We start from the raw sequence: 16,168 nt of genomic DNA on the forward strand, positions 1-16,168 counted from the left end.
GTACATGAGAAAGGGAGGCCTCGGGCCTCCCTTTTTTTATGCCTGCGTCCTAGACTGTCGGCTTCTTTTATCGACAAGCTGGACACCATGGTTCGCCTACTCTTCTGGATCGCCCTGATCGCTGCCGCCTGCTGGCTGTGGCGCAAGTTCAAGACCAGCCAGCAATCGCCTGCCGAGCCACGGCTCGAAGACCCGCTGCGCATGGTGCGCTGCGCCCATTGCGGCGTGCACCTGCCCAATGACCGTGCGTTGCAGCGCGGCAGCGAGTGGTATTGCAGCCAGCAGCATCTGGAGCAGGGGCCAGGGCGCTGAGACCGGCCATCGACGCACCTGCTCCCACAGGATCACGCACAACCTGTATCAAGCACCGTACCTGTGGGAGCAACTGTCTTGAGCTGCCTGAACCGGCCTCATCGCCGGCAAGCCGGCTCCTACAGGTTCAGCGCAGGGCTCAGGTTCGGCGCAATCCTGTGGGGGCTTTAGCCGCGAAGCAGGCACCGCGGTGGATGGCACCGGCTTCGCCGGTGTTCGCGGTGGTCCGGCATCCCGGTAAACCCGCTCCCACAGGGACTGCATAAGCTTTAGACCAGTGCCGTACCTGTAGGAGCCGGCTTGCCGGCGATGAGGCCGGTCAGCCCAGCCGCCCGGCCGGGGCGTAGGGCGCGGGGTCGATAATTGGCGGGCGCGCCAGCAGCAGGTCGGCGAGCAGCTGACACGAGGCTGGCGCCAGCACCAGGCCGTTGCGGTAATGGCCGCAGTTCAGCCACAGGCCCGGGTGGCCTGGTACTTCGCCGATATACGGGATGCCTTCGGGTGAACCCGGGCGCAAACCGGCCCAGTGCCCCACCACTTCGGCGCCTGCCAGCGCCGGCAGCAGGTCGATGGCCGAGGCCTTGAGGCTGGCCAGCGCATCCTCGGTCGGGGTCTTGTCGTAGCCGGCGTGCTCCAGCGTGCTGCCCACCAAAATATGCCCGTCGCGCCGCGGAATCGCATAGCGCCCCTTGGCCAGCACCATGCTCGGCAAAAAGTCCTCGGCGCACTTGAACAGGATCATCTGGCCCTTCACCGGCTCCACCGGCACTTTCAAGCCAAGGGTCTGCAGCAGGTCGCCACTCCAGGCGCCGGCACTGAGCACCACCTGGTCGGCAGCCAATACACCGGTTTCGGTCTGCACGCCGGTAATGCGCCCGCCCTCTTGAACGAAACCACTGATCTGGCAATGCTCGCGCAGGGTGACGTTGGGCAGCGCCAGCAGCGCGGCCTTGAGCGACTTGACCAGGCGCGGGTTACGCACGTTGGCGACACCGGCCATGTACACCGCATGCCGGTAGCCTGGGCCGAGCACCGGCACCGCGTCGTAGGCGGCCGAGATATCCACGGCGCTCAGCGGGCGCTGCTCGCGGGCGGCCCAGGCCAGGGCTTCGGCCTCATCATCGAGGTCCAACCAGTACAGCCCGGTGGTGTGCACCTCGGGGTCCAGCCCGGTGCTGGCGAACAGGCGCTCGCCCAGTTGCGGGTAGAAATCCTGGGACCAGTGCGCCAGGGCGGTCACCGCCGGGCTGTAGCGCCACGGGTACAACGGCGAAACAATGCCGCCACCGGCCCAGGACGACTCGCGCCCCACCTCGCCCTGGTCGCAGACCACCACCTGGTCGACCTCGGCGGCCAGGTTGAAGGCGCTCAGCAGGCCGATGACTCCGCCGCCGACAATCACTACTTGCTTGCTCATCGCTAGATCCAACACCTGAAGTAATTCCACGGTGCACGGGCACCTCTTGACCTTCAGCTCCCCCAGCACTGCGTGGCGCTTTCGCTGGCGCCCGGGTTGCCGCGCACGCCAGCCTGGTCGAGCTGGAAGTCGCCGCACGGGTCAAACGCCATGGACGAGCCCGGCAAGCGCAGGGCCAGCAGGGTGAAACCGTACTGGTCGCGTTGGGCCTGCAAGCGGTAATGGCGGCTGCCTGTGGGCAGGGGTGTCACCAGCGAGTCGTTGTCGGCATAGCTGCCAACGCGGGCGTGATGGCGCTCCAGGCGTAGGGCCGCATCGTGCAGCAGACCGACCACTTCGCTGCGTGCGGCGCGCCGCAGGGCGTCGCTGTAACTGGGGTAGGCAATGGCTGCCAGCATGCCGATCAGCGCCACGACAATCAATGTTTCAATCAGGTTAAACCCTTGCTGCATGTCAGCCCTCCTGCAAACGCTGGCGCCAGCTGACCCGGCGCAGCGTGGCGGAGGCGTCCAGCGCGTACACCGCCTCCAGCACCTGGCGCGCGCGTGCTTCGCTGCTGATGGCGGTCACCCGCACCAAGGTCACAGGCTCGTCGGGCGGCAGGCCGGCGGCACGGGTGGTGCTGCCCAGGTGTTGCAGGAAGACAAAGCCGCTTGGGGTTTGCTGCCAGGGCTGCACCGGGGCCTGGGGTGGAATTGCCGGAGGCAGGCAACTGACGCAGCGCGGCGGCAGCGCACCGGGCAACAGGGCTGCACCTTCGAGCAATCCGGCTTCTGCCTGTTCGAACGCCCGGGCAACCGCCAACTGCTCACCCACCAGCCGCTGCCGGGCCTGCGCCTCGTGCAGCACTTGAGCTGCCAGCAGGCCCAGCAGCAGGCTCAGGCCGAGGGCCAACAGCAGCACCACCCCGCGTTGGCGACTCATGCCTCACCCGCCAGGTTACGCAGCGCTACGCTGATGCGGTGCTGCTGCTCGAGCTGATGCATTGGGTCGTACAGGGTGAGCTGTATGTCCAGGCGCTCGCCCTCCTCGGCCTCGAGCCGGGTCACTTGCAGCGCCTTCACGTTGTCGATCAGGCTGGCGTTCTGGCTGCGGGTGGTCAGGCTCAGGCTGCCGTTACGCAGCTGGTAGCTGAGCCGACGTACCGGCAGGGCGAGGAGGTTTTCCCCCGACACATGCTGGCCATCCTGCACCTTGGCCCAACTGCGGCAATCGGTGAGTACGGTCCAGTCCGGGGCGCCGGACAACCCCGGCAGCGCGGCACCGACCAGTGTCAGGCTGCCATGGCCGATGGTGATCGGCTCGGCGAACGCCTGGGCGGCATCAGGGCTGCCGAAGTCCGCCCCCTGCAGTTGCAGACAACCGAACATGCCGGCCATGCGCACATCCTCGGCGATACGCAGCAGCACAAGACGGGCGTCATCCTGCAAGCGCGCGGCGGCCCCCTGCTGGGCCCAGGCCTGATGCGCGGACAGGAACAAGCGGCTGGCACCGGTCAACAGCAACGCAGCCAAGGCCAGCGCCAGCAGGGTTTCGATCAGACCGAGCCCGGTTTGCCGGCGCTTCATGGCAGCACCTTGCCCTGCAGGCGTAACTGCCGGGCTTCGCGGGCATCAGGCCAGTGCAATTCCAGTTGCAGGGTGTTCCCTGCCGGGCTGATACGCAGGCTGGCCGATGCCCCCAGCGCCGAAACCACCTGCCCGCGCCAGCGCGCCTCGTCATTTGCCGAAAAACGCCCGGCCGCCCTCACCTGCTCCAACATGCCCTGCGCCAGTTGCACTGCCTGGCCTTCGCGCCGGGCGCTGTCGAAGCCCTGCACGCCGCGCATCTGCAACGCTGCCGCCGTCACCAAGCCCAAACCCAGCACCGTCATTGCCACCAGCACCTCCAGCAACGCCATACCACCTTGCTTTGCCTGCATCGCTCCCCTCCTGGGAAATTTCCCCTGCTGTTCACCGACCTGGCCGACTGGCCGGCACGCGCACCGACCGCGACACTTCAGCGAAGCACTTCCAGGGAGGAATGCACGGTGAAGCAACAAGGGGTAACACTGATACAAATGATGTTCGCGCTGGCCGCAGCCGGCCTTCTGACGCAACTGGGGGTAACGGCCTACAGCAGGATGAGCGATGACCTGCACCAGGCAGCCGTGACCCGGGCGCTGGCCCAGACCCTGCGCGAGGCGCGCAACCAGGCGGCGCTGCGCCACCGGGCGGTACTGGTGCAGCCGCTACAAGGGGATTGGGGCAAGGGTTGGCAAATGACGCTGGAGCACAACGGCCAGTTGCTTGGGGAGTATCAGCCGCCAAGGCCGATGCGGATCGTGGCCAGTGGCACCAGGGTGGTGAGGTTCAGCGCACGGGGGGCGCCGTTGGGGATGGGGTTTGGCGGCATCACGCTGCTCATCTGTCAGCGCGTACCGCCGCTCAGCCTGCAGCAGGTGGTGCTGAGCCCGAGCGGGCGGGTGAGCCTGCGCAACGAGGAAGATGCCCGTTGCGCAGGGGGCTGATCAGATCAGCGAGCGTACCCGCAGCTCTTTGGGCATGGAGAAGGTGATGTTCTCCTCGCGCCCGTCCAGCTCTTCGGCGCCGGTGGCGCCCCAGGCCTTGAGCTGCTCGATGACGCCACGTACCAGCACCTCGGGGGCCGAGGCGCCGGCGGTGATGCCGATGCGCTGGACGCCATCGAACCAGGCGCGTTGCAGGTCTTCGGCGCCGTCGATCAGGTAGGCCGGGGTGCTCATGCGCTCGGCCAGCTCACGCAGGCGGTTGGAGTTGGAGCTGTTGGGGCTGCCGACCACCAGTACCACGTCGCATTCGTCGGCCAGTTGCTTGACGGCGTCCTGGCGGTTTTGCGTGGCGTAGCAGATATCGTCCTTGCGCGGGCCGCCGATGTTGGGGAAGCGCGCACGCAACGCATCGATGACCCGGCTGGTATCGTCCATCGACAGCGTGGTCTGGGTGACGAAGGCCAGGTGGTCCGGGTCGTTCACCTGCAGTTGGGCGACGTCTTCCTCGTCTTCGACGAGGTAGATGGCGCCACCGTTGCTGGCGTCGTACTGGCCCATGGTGCCTTCGACTTCCGGGTGCCCTTCGTGGCCGATGAGGATGGTCTCACGGCCGTCACGGCTGTATTTGGCAACCTCGATATGCACCTTGGTCACCAGCGGGCAAGTGGCGTCGAACACCTTCAGGCCGCGGCCGGCGGCTTCCTGGCGCACGGCTTGGGATACACCGTGGGCGCTGAAGATGACGATGACGTCATCCGGCACCTGGTCCAGCTCTTCGACGAAGATCGCGCCGCGGTTGCGCAGGTCTTCGACCACGAACTTGTTGTGCACCACTTCGTGGCGCACGTAGATCGGCGGGCCGAAAACCTCGAGCGCACGGTTGACGATCTCGATCGCCCGGTCGACCCCGGCGCAGAAGCCGCGCGGGTTGGCGAGTTTGATTTGCATGCTCGGCTCCAGGCTCACACGGCCTTCACGTCGAGGATTTCCACCTCGAAGCTCAAGGTCTTGCCAGCCAGCGGATGGTTGAAATCGATGGTCACCTGGTGGTCATCGAAGTCTTTGACCACACCGGGCAGTTCGGTGTTGGCGGCATCGTTGAAAATCACCAGCAAGCCGTCGGACAGCTCCATGCCTTCGAACTGCGAGCGCGGCATTACCTGCACGTTCTGCGGGTTGTGCTGGCCGAAGGCGCTTTCCGGGGCAAGGCTCAGGGTGCGCTTGTCACCGGCCTTGAAGCCGAACAGCGCGGCCTCGAAGCCGGGCAGCAGGTTGCCGTCGCCAACCTTGAACACGGCCGGGGCCTTGTCGAAGGTGCTGTCGACGGTGTCGCCGTTTTCCAGGTGCAGCGCGAAGTGCAGGGTGACTTCGGTGTTCTGGCCGATACGGGTCTCAGTCATGGACAGGCTCCTCGGACTTCTTGCTCTTGAACATATCCAGCGCCAGCATCACCGCGCCCACGGTGATGGCACTGTCGGCCACGTTGAAGGCCGGGAAATAATGGCGGTTTTGCCAGTGCACCAGGATGAAGTCGACCACGTGGCCCAGCACGACACGGTCGTACAGGTTGCCCAGCGCGCCGCCCAGCACCAGGGCCAGCGCCACGGCCAGCCAGGTTTCGTTGCGGCCCAGGCGCTTGAGCCAGACCACCAGCACGGCACTGACCACGATCGCGATCAGGGCGAACAGCCAGCGCTGCCAGCCGGAGCTTTCAGCGAGGAAGCTGAACGCGGCGCCGGTGTTGTAGGCCAGGGTCCAGCTGAAGTAGTCGGGGATGACCACGATCTGCTGGTACAGGCTCAGCGCGCCCTCAAAGTAGACCTTGGTGGCCTGGTCGAGGACCAGCACCACCAGGCTCAGCCAGAGCCAGGCAAGGCGCCCGAAGCGCCCAGCTGCATTAGGCATAGTGGCGTACCTCGCCGCTGCCGCTCAGGTTGTCGACGCAACGGCTGCAGATTTCCGGGTGCTCCGGGTGGCTGCCGACGTCGGCGCGGAAGTGCCAGCAACGGCCGCACTTGGCGTGGCCGGACTTGACGATCTTAAGCTTCAGGCCTTCGACTTCGGTGGCAACCGCATCGGCCGGCGCCTGGGCGAACGGCACGACGCTTGCGGCCGAGGTGATCAGCACGAAGCGCAGCTCGTCGCCGAGCTTGTTCAGGTCGGCGGTCAGGCCGTCCTCGGCGAACAGGGTGACTTCGGCCTGCAGGTTGCCGCCGATCACCTTGGCGCTGCGCTGGTTTTCCAGCTCCTTGTTGACCGCGGCCTTGACGGCCATGACGCGGTCCCAGTAAGCGCGGTCCAGCTCGGTGCCTTCGGGCAGCTCGCTCAGGCCCTGGTACCAGCCGTTGAGCATCACCGACTCGTTGCGCTCGCCTGGCAGGTACTGCCAGATTTCATCGGCGGTGAACGCCAGGATCGGCGCGATCCAGCGCACCAGGGCCTCGCTGATGTGGTACAGCGCGGTCTGGCAGGAACGCCGGGCGACACTGTTGGCGCCGGTGGTGTACTGGCGGTCCTTGATGATGTCGAGGTAGAAGCCGCCCAGCTCTTGCACGCAGAAGTTGTGCACCTTGGAGTAGACGTTCCAGAAGCGGTATTCGCCGTAGTGCTCTTCGAGCTCGCGCTGCAGCAGCAGGGCGCGGTCTACCGCCCAGCGGTCCAGGGCGATCATGTCTTCTGGCGCCAGCAGGTCGCGGGCCGGGTCGAAGCCGGACAGGTTGGAGAGCAGGAAGCGCGCGGTGTTGCGGATACGCCGGTAGGCGTCGGCGCTGCGCTGCAGGATCTGCTCGGAAACCGCCATTTCACCGGAGTAGTCGGTGGCCGCAACCCACAGGCGCAGGATGTCGGCGCCCAGGGTGTTGTTCACTTTCTCGGGTTCGATGGTGTTACCCAGCGACTTGGACATCTTGCGGCCGTTCTCGTCCACGGTGAAGCCGTGGGTGAGCAGCTCGCGGTACGGCGCGTGGCCGTCGATGGCGCAACCGGTCAGAAGCGAGGAGTGGAACCAGCCGCGGTGCTGGTCGGAGCCCTCGAGATACAGGTCGGCGCGCGGGCCGGTGGCGTGGCCGATGTTGTGGGAGCCGCGCAGCACGTGCCAGTGGGTGGTGCCGGAGTCGAACCACACGTCGAGGGTGTCGCTGATCTTGTCGTACTGGCCGGCTTCAGCGCCCAGCAGTTCGGCGGCGTCGAGCTTGAACCAGGCTTCGATGCCTTCTTTTTCGACGCGCTTGGCCACTTCTTCCATCAGCTCGACGGTGCGCGGGTGCAGCTCGCCGGTTTGCTTGTCGAGGAAGAACGGGATCGGTACGCCCCAGTTGCGCTGACGCGAGATGCACCAGTCCGGGCGGTTGGCGATCATCGAGTGCAGGCGCGCCTGGCCCCAGGCCGGGACGAACTTGGTGTCTTCGATGGCTTTGAGCGCGCGCTCGCGCAACGGCTCGCCGGTGCTCGGCTGCTTGTCCATGCCGACGAACCACTGCGCGGTGGCGCGGTAGATCAGCGGGGTCTTGTGGCGCCAGCAGTGCATGTAGCTGTGGCTGATGGTTTCGCTGTGCATCAGCGCGCCGACTTCGCTGAGCTTGTCGACGATGGCCGGGTTGGCCTTCCAGATGAACTGGCCGCCGAAGAACGGCAGCGATTCGACGTACACGCCGTTGCTCTGCACCGGAGTGAGAATGTCGTCGTTGACCATGCCGTAGCGCTTGCAGGTCACGAAGTCGTCTTCACCGTAGGCGGGCGCGGAGTGCACCACGCCGGTACCGGCGCCCAGCTCGACGTAGTCGGCCAGGTACACCGGCGACAGGCGGTCGTAGAACGGGTGGCGGAAGTTGATCAGCTCCAGGGCCGAACCCTGGGCGGTGGCGATGACGGTGCCTTCCAGCGCGTAGCGCTTCAGGCACGACTCGACCAGCTCCTGGGCCAGTACCAGCAGGCGCTCGCCGGTGTCGACCAGGGCGTAGGTGAACTCCGGGTGGATGTTCAGCGCCTGGTTGGCCGGGATGGTCCACGGGGTGGTGGTCCAGATCACAATGGCGGCAGGCTTGGCCAGCGAGGCCAGGCCGAAGGCGGCTGCGAGTTTGGCTTCATCGGCGACCGGGAAGGCGACGTCGATGGTCTGGGATTTCTTGTCGGCGTATTCGACTTCGGCTTCGGCCAGGGCCGAGCCGCAATCGAAGCACCAGTTCACAGGCTTGAGGCCCTTGAACACGAAGCCTTGCTTGACCATTTCGGCCAGGGCGCGGATTTCACCGGCCTCGTTGGCGAAGTCCATGGTCTTGTACGGGTTGGCCCAGTCACCCAGCACACCCAGGCGGATGAACTCGGTCTTCTGCCCTTCGATCTGCTCGGCGGCGTACTCGCGGCACAGCTCGCGGGTGCGGTCGGCGGTGAGGTGCTTGCCGTGGGTGACCTCGACCTTGTGCTCGATCGGCAGGCCGTGGCAGTCCCAGCCCGGGACGTACGGCGCGTCGAAGCCGGACAGGGTCTTCGAACGGACGATCATGTCCTTCAGAATTTTGTTCAGCGCATGACCGATGTGGATCTTGCCGTTGGCATAGGGCGGGCCGTCGTGCAGGACGAACTTCGGACGGTCCTTGCCAATTTCGCGCAGCTTCTGGTACAGGCCAATGCTGTCCCAGCGCTGCAGGATCTGCGGTTCGCGCTGAGGCAGGCCGGCCTTCATGGGGAAGGCGGTGTCCGGAAGGTTTAGCGTGGCTTTGTAGTCGGTCATTTCAGGCTCTTGGTTAGCGGTTGAGCGTGCCAATGTGCACGTGCGGCGGCGATATCCGCATCGATCGCCGACTTCAGCGCCTCCAGGGAGGCGAATCGCTGCTCTTCACGCAGCTTGTGGTGGAACTCCACCGTGAGGCGCCGGCCGTAAAGGTCGCCGGCAAAGTCCAGCAAGTGAATCTCGAGGTGCGGGCGGCCATCACCGGCAACGGTGGGACGCACGCCGATATTGCCGACACCCGGCCAGTGCTTGCCGTCGATCTCGATGCTGGCCAGGTAGACCCCGGACAGCGGCACGCGGCGGCGCTTGAGCTGGATGTTGGCGGTAGGGGTGCCGAGCTGGCGGGCCAGCTTCTGGCCGTGCAGCACGCGGCCGGTGATGCGGTACGGGCGGCCCAGCAGGTGTTCGGCGAGCTCGAAGTTGCCTTCGCTCAGAGCCTTGCGCACTTCGGTGCTGCTGACACGCAGGCCGTCCTGGATCACCGTGTTGGCGGCTTCGACGCTGAAGCCGAACTGCTTGCCGGCTTGGACCAGGTAGTCGAAGTCGCCGGCGCGGTCGCAGCCGAAGCGAAAATCATCGCCGACTTCGAGGTGGCGTACACCCAGGCCGTCGACCAGTACCGCCTTGACGAACTGTTCGGCGCTGAGGGTGCTCAGGCGCTGGTTGAACGACAGGCACAGCACCCGGTCGATGCCCTCGCCGGCCAGCAGCTCGACCTTGTCGCGCAGCCGCGCCAGGCGGGCCGGGGCGGTGTCGGGGGCGAAGTATTCGCGCGGCTGTGGCTCGAAGACCACCACGCAGGTGGGCAGGCCGAGTTCCTGGCCACGTTCACGCAGGCGCGCGAGTATCGCCTGGTGGCCACGGTGGACCCCGTCGAAGTTGCCAATGGTGGCGACACAGCCCCGGTGCTCGGGGCGCAGGTTGTGAAGACCTCGAACCAGCTGCATAACGCGCTTCTTGCTCATAAAGTGGCCGATTATAACCACACCCGGGCGCTGGCGACAGGCAGCAGCGCCACCGGTGGGCGTGGAAGCTGAAAAACCGACGCCTGGCCCAAGCCCGGCATCAGTGCAACGCGTTGCGAGCGAAATGCCGCGGGCGGAAACCGCACAGGTACAGGCAGCCGAAATAGGTGACCACGCCTGCACCGATCAAGGCGCCCAGGCGCAGGAAGCGCGCAAGCATGTTGCCCTGCTCCCAGGCCGGCATGTAATGCATGCCCAGCAACAGCACACCGGACATCAAGCCCACGGCCAGTATCAGCTTTAACAGAAACAGCAACCAGCCCGGCTGCGGCTGGAACAACTGCTGGCTGCGCAGCTTCCAGTACAGAAGGCCGGCGTTCAGGCAGGCGCCGAGGCTGATGGCCAGGGCCAGGCCGGCATGGGCCAGCGGGCCGATCAGGGCCAGGTTGAGCAGTTGCGTGCAGACCAGGGTGAACACGGCGATTTTCACCGGCGTGCGGATGTTCTGCTGGGCATAGAAGCCTGGGGCCAGCACCTTGACCAGGATGATCGCCAGCAGGCCCACCGAATAGGCAATCAATGCGCGCTGGGTCATGGCCGCGTCGAGGGCGGTGAACTTGCCGTACTGGAACAGCGCCACGGTCATGGGCTCGGCCAGAATTGCCATGGCCAGGGTGCAGGGCAGCACCAGCAGGAAGCACAGGCGCAGGCCCCAATCGAGGATGCGCGAATACTCTTCGCGGTCCTTGTTGGCGTAGGTCTTGGCCAGGGTCGGCAGCAGGATGGTGCCCAGGGCTACGCCCAGCACGCCGGAGGGCAGCTCCATCAGGCGGTCGGCGTAGTACATCCAGGATACCGAGCCTGCCACCAGGAACGAGGCGAAGATGGTGTTGATGATCAGCGAGATCTGGCTCACCGACACGCCGAGGATGGCCGGCAGCATCTGCTTGAGTACCCGCCATACACCGGTGTCGCGCAGGTTCAGGCGCGGCAGCACGAGCATACCGATCTTTTTCAGTGCCGGCAGTTGGTAAAGCAGCTGCGCCAGGCCACCGGCCAGCACACCCCAGCCCAGGGCCATGATCGGCGGGTTGAAGTACGGGGTCAGCAACACGGCGAAGGCGATCATCGCCACGTTGAGCAACGTAGGGGTGAAGGCCGGTACGGTGAAGCGGTTCCAGGTATTGAGGATGGCGCCGGCCAGCGAAGACAGCGAGATCAGCAATATATAAGGAAAGGTCACCCGCAACAGCGAGGTGGTCAGCTCGTATTTTTCGGCGCTGTTGACAAAGCCTGGCGCGGTGGCCCACACCACCCAGGGCGCGGCGAGGATGCCGATGACCGTCACCAGGGCCAGCACCAGGGTCAGCAGGCCGCTGATATAGGCGATGAAGGTGCGGGTGGCCTCTTCGCCCTGCTGGGTCTTGTACTCGGCCAGAATCGGCACGAAGGCCTGGGAGAACGCCCCTTCGGCAAAGATGCGGCGCAGCAGGTTGGGCAGTTTGAAGGCGATGAAGAAGGCGTCGGTGGCGACGCCGGCGCCGAAAACCCGGGCCAGGATGGTGTCGCGGACGAAGCCGAGCACCCGGGAAACCATGGTGATGGAGCTGACTGCAGCCAGGGATTTGAGCAGGTTCATCGAAAAGTTTCACGCCAGGGGCAGAGGGCGCTGCCAGTCGGCGCCCGAATGTGCGATACTCCCGCGCCTTCGCAGGGGTGCCAAAAATTCCCGAGTTTACAGGTCACGTGGCAGAAAGGAATCTTTCAGCTGTTTGACACCACCACTCGGCGGAACCCTGCAGGTGGCCTTGACATCCGCTCGACTCATCGGCATGATTCGCGGCCTATTTTGTTTGCTATTTACCTAAAGTCTTTCGAGGAGCTCGACGGTGGCCAACACACCTTCCGCCAAGAAACGTGCAAAACAGGCTGAGAAGCGTCGCAGCCACAACGCCAGCCTGCGTTCCATGGTCCGCACCTACATCAAGAATGTAGTTAAAGCCATCGACGCAAAAGACGCCGAAAAAGCGCAAGCCGCTTACGTTCTGGCTGTACCAGTAATCGACCGTATGGCCGACAAAGGTATCATCCACAAGAACAAAGCTGCTCGCCACAAAGGCCGTCTGAATGGCCACATCAAGGCGCTGAAAGAAGCTGCAGCTGCCTAAGCGACGCTTTAGTCGAAAAAACCGGCCCTAGGGTCGGTTTTTTTATGCCTGCGATTGGGTGGTTTGCCCTGGTGCCCGGCACGCTGGATAGGACTACTTGCCGCCAACGCTGTGGGAGCAGCAGCCTTGTAGCGCCCACTCGGGCCTCATCGCCGGCAAGCCGGCTCCTACAGGTGCGGCGCAGGCCTGAAGGTTATGTAGCCGCTCCTACAGAGGTAGGGCCGCATCGCATTACGGCCCTGCCCTTTTCATCACTTGCCGATCTGGATCTTCGGCGCCCACTGCAGCCAGGCTTCTTCAGGCTTGTCGAACAGGGCGAAGGTCTGCTGCGGCCGCGCCGGGTTGCCCATCTGCTCGCCATCGGGCGTGGCGAAAGCGATACCGCCGTCGATCAGCGTCTCCAGTGACTCGGTACGCACCGTGGCGCCCTTGAACAGCCCCCAGTCGAAGCCGAAGCCGCTGCTGTTCCAGAACCGGCTGCCGCCACGCACCAAGCCTGCATAGCGCGGCTCGATGAGGATGTGGATAAGTACCCGGTCAGCGGTTTGCCCCAACTCGAAGCCTGTGACCTTGCCTACCGCTACTTCACGGTAGGTGACTGGCACCCCGGGCTTGATAGAGCCACGCCGTGGCGCGCTAAGGGTCAGCGGCAGGCCGACTTCCTCGCCTTTTACCTCCGGTGCATCGGCCAGGGCGATGAAATCGCGCTGCGGGCCCTTGTCCTTGAGTGCCGGCAATACCTCCAGGTACTGGCCGCCGACCAGGGTGTCGAGGTTTTCGGTGCGCACCAGGCCGAACGCCGGCTTGACCACCCAGAACTGGGTGCCGGCGCGGGCGATACGGCTTTCTGCCTGGTTGATACGGGCTTTGAGCAGCACGGCCTGCAGGTCGGCGGTCAGGTCGACACTCTCGACACTGCCGACATCCAGGCCACGGAAACGGATCGGCGTGCCAGGCTTGAGGCCATCGGCGCGGTCGACGCGGATGGTCACCAAGGTGCCGCCGCGGTTGGCGGCTTCCTGGCTTTCGTGCAGGCGGAAGCGCGGAATGCGCCGCTTGAGCGGCACGTCGGGCCTTGGGGTGTCGAAGGCGATGCCGCCGTTCATCAGCGTCTGCAGCGACTCGCTCTTGACCTGAATACCTGACAGCCCGCCACTGAGGGTGATACCGCTGGCATTCCAGAAGCGCGTCGAGCCGTTGACCAGGTTGGCGTACTCCTTCTCGATGTGCACGCCGATGAGGATGCGCTTGCTGCTGTTGCGGGCGAACTGGTAGCTCTGCACGCTGCCCACGCGCACCTGGCGGTACATGACCGGGCTGCCGACCTCGAGCGAACCCAGGGCGTCGGCGAACAGCACCATGTGCAGGCCGGGCGCCTTGAGGTCCAGTGGCGGCGCCTTGGCCCGTGCCTCGAACTCACGTTGTGGCTTGGCATTGCGCTCGCCCGGGCGGATGGCAATGTAGTTGCCCTTGACCAACGCCTCCAGGCCGGTGATGCCGGCCAGCGAGATGGACGGCTTGACCACCCAGAACTGGGTGCCTTCGACCAGGTAGTCCTCGGCCAGCGGGTCCAGGGTCAGTTCACCGGTTGCGCTGGAGAGGTCGCCTTCGACCTTGAGGTCCTTGAGCGTACCGATCTGGATACCTTTATAGAGCACCGGCGTGCGGCCCTTCTGCAGGCCGTCGAAGTCGCTGAACCTGACCTTGACGCGAATGCCCGCCTGGGCGGCATCGAAGTCTTCGTACAGGCGGAACGGCAGGCTCGGGTCGGTCGGCGGGCTGTCCTTGCGGTTTTCCGGGGTGGCGAAAGCGATACCGCCGGCGACGATGCTCGACAGCGATTCGGTGCGCACCTTGACGCCGGACAGGTCGGCATCGATGCTCACCCCACTGGCATTCCAGAAGCGCGTGTGCTTGCGCACGAGGGTTGCATAAGCAGGGGCGATGAACACCTTCACCTCAACGGTGCTCTGGTCATCGGAGAGACGATAGCTTTTCACCCGGCCGACCTGGATCTGCTTGTAGAACACCGGGCTATCGCGGTTCAGCGAACCCAGGCGCTCGGCCTTGAGGGTCAGGTGCAGGCCAGGCTCGGTATCGGATAACGGCGGGGCCTCCTTCAACGCGGTGAAGCGCTTGGTGGGCTCGCCCTCCCCTGGGTCCACGGCAATGTAGTTGCCCGACACCAGCGTCTCGAGCCCGGTGATACCGGCCAGGCTGACGCTGGGCTTGACCAGCCAGAAGCGCGTGCCCTTGGTCAGGTGCGGCTCGGCCTCCTTGCGCATCTCGATGGTGGCGATGACGCCGCGGGTGTCACCCTTGTTGTCCAGCACCAGGCCGGTCACCTTGCCTACCGACATGCCCTTGAAGATGACCTCGGTCTTGTTGGCGACGATGCCCTCACCGGTCTCGAAGCGCACCTGGATCTCGACACCGGCGTCACGGTAGGCCTGCCATGCCAGCCAGCCACCGATCGCCAGGGCGATCAGCGGCAGGATCCAGATGGCCGACCAGTTGGAAGCGGGGCGGGTTTTAGCCGTAGGCAGGTCACTCATGGTCGTCATCCGACTCCGTGTTGTCCCAGATCAGTCGGGGATCGAAAGTTAAGGCTGCGAGCATCGTCAGGATCACCACGGTGGCGAAGGCGACGGCGCCCAGGTTGGCTTCGACACTGGCGATACGGCCGAAATTCACCACCGCCACCAAAATGGCGATGACGAAAATGTCGAGCATCGACCAGCGCCCGATGAACTCGATGAAACGGTACATCCAGATACGCTGACGGGCCGACAGCGGCTGGCGGCGCTGCACCGAGTAGAGCAACAGGCCGATGCCCACCAGCTTGAAGGTGGGCACCAGAATACTGGCGATGAACACCACGGCGGCGATGGGCAGCATGCCGTGCTTCATCAGAGTGATGACACCCGACATGATGGTGTCCGGGCTACCCTGGCCCAGCGCGCTGACCGTCATGATCGGCAGAACGTTGGCCGGGATATACAGGACCATCGCCGTGAGCAGCAAGGCCCAGGTGCGCACGATACTGTTGGGGCGGCGCTCGTGAACCACGGCGCCGCAGCGGGTGCAGGTCTGGGAGTCGCTGTATTGCTCACGGCGGTTGAGCTCATGGCATTCGCCACAGACCAGAATGCCCGCATCAATCGCCCGCATGGACATCCTCCCCGGACAACGCCACCCAGATCTGGTGGGGCGACATCACCACCTCCAGCCAAACCTGGACCAGCAACAGGCTGATGAAGCAGAACAGGCCAAGGCCAATGCTCAGTTCGGCCAGGTCGACCAGCTTGACGATGGCCACCAGCACGCCCATGAAGTAGACCTCGAGCATGCCCCACTCACGCAGGTGGTGGTAGATACGATAGATCAGCAAGCCGTAGCTGCGGCCGATATCCAGGCGGATGCTCAGCAGCACGGCGAGCTGGCAGAGCAGCTTGAGCAGGGGGACGGCCATGCTGCACAGGAACACCACCACGGCGATGCCGCGCATTTCGGAGTCGTACAGGCCGAGCACGCCGCTCCAGACGGTGTCGTCGGAGGTCTGGCCGAGCAGGTGCAACTGCATGATCGGCAGGAAGTTGGCTGGCACATAAAGCAAAAGTGCGGTCAGCACCAGGGCCAGGCTGCGATTGACGAGGTTGTGCCGGTGGGCGTAGAGCTCGTAGCCGCAGCGTGGGCACAGGGCCTTCTCGTCGTTTTGCAGGGTGGCCTTGCGCATCAGCAAGTCGCATTCATGGCAGGCGATGAGTTCGTCCAGCGGCAGCTGTGCCAGTGCTTCGGGGTCGGCTGGGTTGGGCATAGGAAAGTTCTGAAAGAAAGCGTGGGCTCTATTCTAGTGTTCCAGCTCGAAATGTGGGAGGTGGGTGTGGCGCTGCTTGCCGGCGATGGGGCTGTGTATTGCCCGCGCTGGCCTCATCGCCGGCAAGCCGGCTCCTACAGGGATCTTTTTCGAGCCCAAAGACAAAACCCCTACCTGCATGCGCAGATAGGGGTTTTGCGAAATGAATCTTGACGATGACCTACTCTCACATGGGGAAACCCCACACTACC

At 64.8% G+C, this 16,168-nt stretch carries 17 protein-coding genes; 3 read left to right on the top strand and 14 right to left on the bottom strand.

Annotated elements, in window-relative coordinates:
* Positions 1-87: 87 nt before the first annotated feature.
* Positions 88-312: a PP0621 family protein gene (locus tag ACI2KK_RS20060; protein ID WP_404670263.1), complete on the top strand. Its 225-nt coding sequence runs from the start codon at positions 88-90 to the stop codon at positions 310-312.
* Between the two features lie 319 nt (positions 313-631).
* Here ACI2KK_RS20060 and thiO read toward each other — a convergent pair whose 3' ends face one another.
* The 5 genes from thiO to pilV are packed head-to-tail and all read right to left on the bottom strand — an operon-like array spanning position 632 to position 3,650.
* Positions 632-1,729, bottom strand: coding sequence for a glycine oxidase ThiO (gene thiO / locus ACI2KK_RS20065; protein WP_404670264.1), 1,098 nt, complete (start codon positions 1,727-1,729; stop codon positions 632-634).
* A 53-nt stretch (positions 1,730-1,782) separates the two neighbouring features.
* Positions 1,783-2,181 carry a type IV pilin protein gene (locus ACI2KK_RS20070; RefSeq protein ID WP_404670265.1) on the bottom strand — a complete coding sequence of 133 codons (399 nt, stop codon included), beginning with the start codon at positions 2,179-2,181 and terminating at the stop codon, positions 1,783-1,785.
* Position 2,182: 1 nt separating this feature from the next.
* A complete protein-coding gene (locus ACI2KK_RS20075) occupies positions 2,183-2,653 on the bottom strand; it encodes a hypothetical protein (protein WP_404670266.1) in 471 nt (156 codons plus the stop codon).
* Complete coding sequence (locus ACI2KK_RS20080) at positions 2,650-3,297, bottom strand: PilW family protein (protein WP_404670267.1); 648 nt, start codon at positions 3,295-3,297, stop codon at positions 2,650-2,652. The genes ACI2KK_RS20075 and ACI2KK_RS20080 overlap by 4 nt, the downstream gene beginning before the upstream one ends.
* The gene (gene pilV / locus ACI2KK_RS20085) at positions 3,294-3,650 is read right to left on the bottom strand and encodes a type IV pilus modification protein PilV (protein ID WP_404670268.1); all 357 of its coding nucleotides are present in this window, start codon (positions 3,648-3,650) and stop codon (positions 3,294-3,296) included. Before pilV ends, ACI2KK_RS20080 begins: the two co-directional genes overlap by 4 nt.
* Before the next feature lie 138 nt (positions 3,651-3,788).
* On the opposite strand from pilV, the gene ACI2KK_RS20090 reads away from it, so the two are divergent.
* Positions 3,789-4,238 carry a GspH/FimT family protein gene (locus tag ACI2KK_RS20090; protein WP_404670269.1) on the top strand — a complete coding sequence of 150 codons (450 nt, stop codon included), beginning with the start codon at positions 3,789-3,791 and terminating at the stop codon, positions 4,236-4,238.
* Here the strand turns inward: ACI2KK_RS20090 and ispH are convergent, their stop codons facing one another.
* From ispH to murJ, 6 genes are all read right to left on the bottom strand, one after another.
* On the bottom strand, positions 4,239-5,186 hold the full coding sequence (gene ispH, locus ACI2KK_RS20095) for a 4-hydroxy-3-methylbut-2-enyl diphosphate reductase (protein ID WP_404670270.1): 948 nt from the start codon (positions 5,184-5,186) through the stop codon (positions 4,239-4,241).
* A 14-nt stretch (positions 5,187-5,200) separates the two neighbouring features.
* Complete coding sequence (gene fkpB / locus ACI2KK_RS20100; protein ID WP_217841764.1) at positions 5,201-5,638, bottom strand: FKBP-type peptidyl-prolyl cis-trans isomerase; 438 nt, start codon at positions 5,636-5,638, stop codon at positions 5,201-5,203.
* Positions 5,631-6,143 (bottom strand): signal peptidase II, encoded by a 513-nt coding sequence (lspA, locus tag ACI2KK_RS20105; RefSeq protein ID WP_217841763.1) that lies wholly within the window; start codon positions 6,141-6,143, stop codon positions 5,631-5,633. The genes fkpB and lspA overlap by 8 nt, the downstream gene beginning before the upstream one ends.
* Positions 6,136-8,967 (bottom strand): isoleucine--tRNA ligase, encoded by a 2,832-nt coding sequence (ileS, locus tag ACI2KK_RS20110; RefSeq protein WP_404670271.1) that lies wholly within the window; start codon positions 8,965-8,967, stop codon positions 6,136-6,138. The genes lspA and ileS overlap by 8 nt, the downstream gene beginning before the upstream one ends.
* Entirely contained in the window at positions 8,964-9,914 is a 951-nt protein-coding gene (gene ribF / locus ACI2KK_RS20115; RefSeq protein ID WP_369989658.1) for a bifunctional riboflavin kinase/FAD synthetase, read from the bottom strand. Before ribF ends, ileS begins: the two co-directional genes overlap by 4 nt.
* Positions 9,915-10,032: 118 nt before the next feature.
* Positions 10,033-11,571, bottom strand: a complete 1,539-nt coding sequence (gene murJ, locus ACI2KK_RS20120) for a murein biosynthesis integral membrane protein MurJ (RefSeq protein ID WP_404670272.1) — start codon at positions 11,569-11,571, stop codon at positions 10,033-10,035.
* A gap of 250 nt (positions 11,572-11,821) precedes the next feature.
* On the opposite strand from murJ, the gene rpsT reads away from it, so the two are divergent.
* Positions 11,822-12,100: a 30S ribosomal protein S20 gene (rpsT, locus tag ACI2KK_RS20125; protein WP_003247625.1), complete on the top strand. Its 279-nt coding sequence runs from the start codon at positions 11,822-11,824 to the stop codon at positions 12,098-12,100.
* A gap of 251 nt (positions 12,101-12,351) precedes the next feature.
* On the opposite strand, the gene ACI2KK_RS20130 is transcribed toward rpsT, so the two are convergent.
* Genes ACI2KK_RS20130 through ACI2KK_RS20140 form a run of 3 tightly spaced genes read right to left on the bottom strand, consistent with a single transcriptional unit; the run spans position 12,352 to position 15,917 of the window.
* Positions 12,352-14,655: an MlaD family protein gene (locus ACI2KK_RS20130; protein ID WP_404670273.1), complete on the bottom strand. Its 2,304-nt coding sequence runs from the start codon at positions 14,653-14,655 to the stop codon at positions 12,352-12,354.
* A complete protein-coding gene (locus ACI2KK_RS20135) occupies positions 14,648-15,271 on the bottom strand; it encodes a paraquat-inducible protein A (RefSeq protein ID WP_404670274.1) in 624 nt (207 codons plus the stop codon). Before ACI2KK_RS20135 ends, ACI2KK_RS20130 begins: the two co-directional genes overlap by 8 nt.
* Positions 15,258-15,917, bottom strand: coding sequence for a paraquat-inducible protein A (locus ACI2KK_RS20140; protein ID WP_217841757.1), 660 nt, complete (start codon positions 15,915-15,917; stop codon positions 15,258-15,260). Before ACI2KK_RS20140 ends, ACI2KK_RS20135 begins: the two co-directional genes overlap by 14 nt.
* Positions 15,918-16,168 lie beyond the last annotated feature (251 nt).

Source organism: Pseudomonas sp. NPDC089406 (assembly GCF_044900265.1).
GTDB classification, from domain to species: Bacteria; Pseudomonadota; Gammaproteobacteria; order Pseudomonadales; family Pseudomonadaceae; genus Aquipseudomonas; species Aquipseudomonas fakonensis.

Coding starts and splice junctions, on each gene's coding strand:
- ACI2KK_RS20075 (WP_404670266.1), bottom strand. CDS start 2,653: ATGAGTCGCCAACGCGGGGTGGTGCTGCTGTTGGCCCTCGGCCTGAGC.
- ACI2KK_RS20135 (WP_404670274.1), bottom strand. CDS start 15,271: ATGCGGGCGATTGATGCGGGCATTCTGGTCTGTGGCGAATGCCATGAG.
- thiO (WP_404670264.1), bottom strand. CDS start 1,729: ATGAGCAAGCAAGTAGTGATTGTCGGCGGCGGAGTCATCGGCCTGCTG.
- pilV (WP_404670268.1), bottom strand. CDS start 3,650: ATGCAGGCAAAGCAAGGTGGTATGGCGTTGCTGGAGGTGCTGGTGGCA.
- ACI2KK_RS20130 (WP_404670273.1), bottom strand. CDS start 14,655: ATGAGTGACCTGCCTACGGCTAAAACCCGCCCCGCTTCCAACTGGTCG.
- ribF (WP_369989658.1), bottom strand. CDS start 9,914: ATGCAGCTGGTTCGAGGTCTTCACAACCTGCGCCCCGAGCACCGGGGC.
- lspA (WP_217841763.1), bottom strand. CDS start 6,143: ATGCCTAATGCAGCTGGGCGCTTCGGGCGCCTTGCCTGGCTCTGGCTG.
- ACI2KK_RS20090 (WP_404670269.1), top strand. CDS start 3,789: ATGATGTTCGCGCTGGCCGCAGCCGGCCTTCTGACGCAACTGGGGGTA.
- ileS (WP_404670271.1), bottom strand. CDS start 8,967: ATGACCGACTACAAAGCCACGCTAAACCTTCCGGACACCGCCTTCCCC.
- ispH (WP_404670270.1), bottom strand. CDS start 5,186: ATGCAAATCAAACTCGCCAACCCGCGCGGCTTCTGCGCCGGGGTCGAC.
- ACI2KK_RS20070 (WP_404670265.1), bottom strand. CDS start 2,181: ATGCAGCAAGGGTTTAACCTGATTGAAACATTGATTGTCGTGGCGCTG.
- fkpB (WP_217841764.1), bottom strand. CDS start 5,638: ATGACTGAGACCCGTATCGGCCAGAACACCGAAGTCACCCTGCACTTC.
- ACI2KK_RS20060 (WP_404670263.1), top strand. CDS start 88: ATGGTTCGCCTACTCTTCTGGATCGCCCTGATCGCTGCCGCCTGCTGG.
- murJ (WP_404670272.1), bottom strand. CDS start 11,571: ATGAACCTGCTCAAATCCCTGGCTGCAGTCAGCTCCATCACCATGGTT.
- ACI2KK_RS20140 (WP_217841757.1), bottom strand. CDS start 15,917: ATGCCCAACCCAGCCGACCCCGAAGCACTGGCACAGCTGCCGCTGGAC.
- ACI2KK_RS20080 (WP_404670267.1), bottom strand. CDS start 3,297: ATGAAGCGCCGGCAAACCGGGCTCGGTCTGATCGAAACCCTGCTGGCG.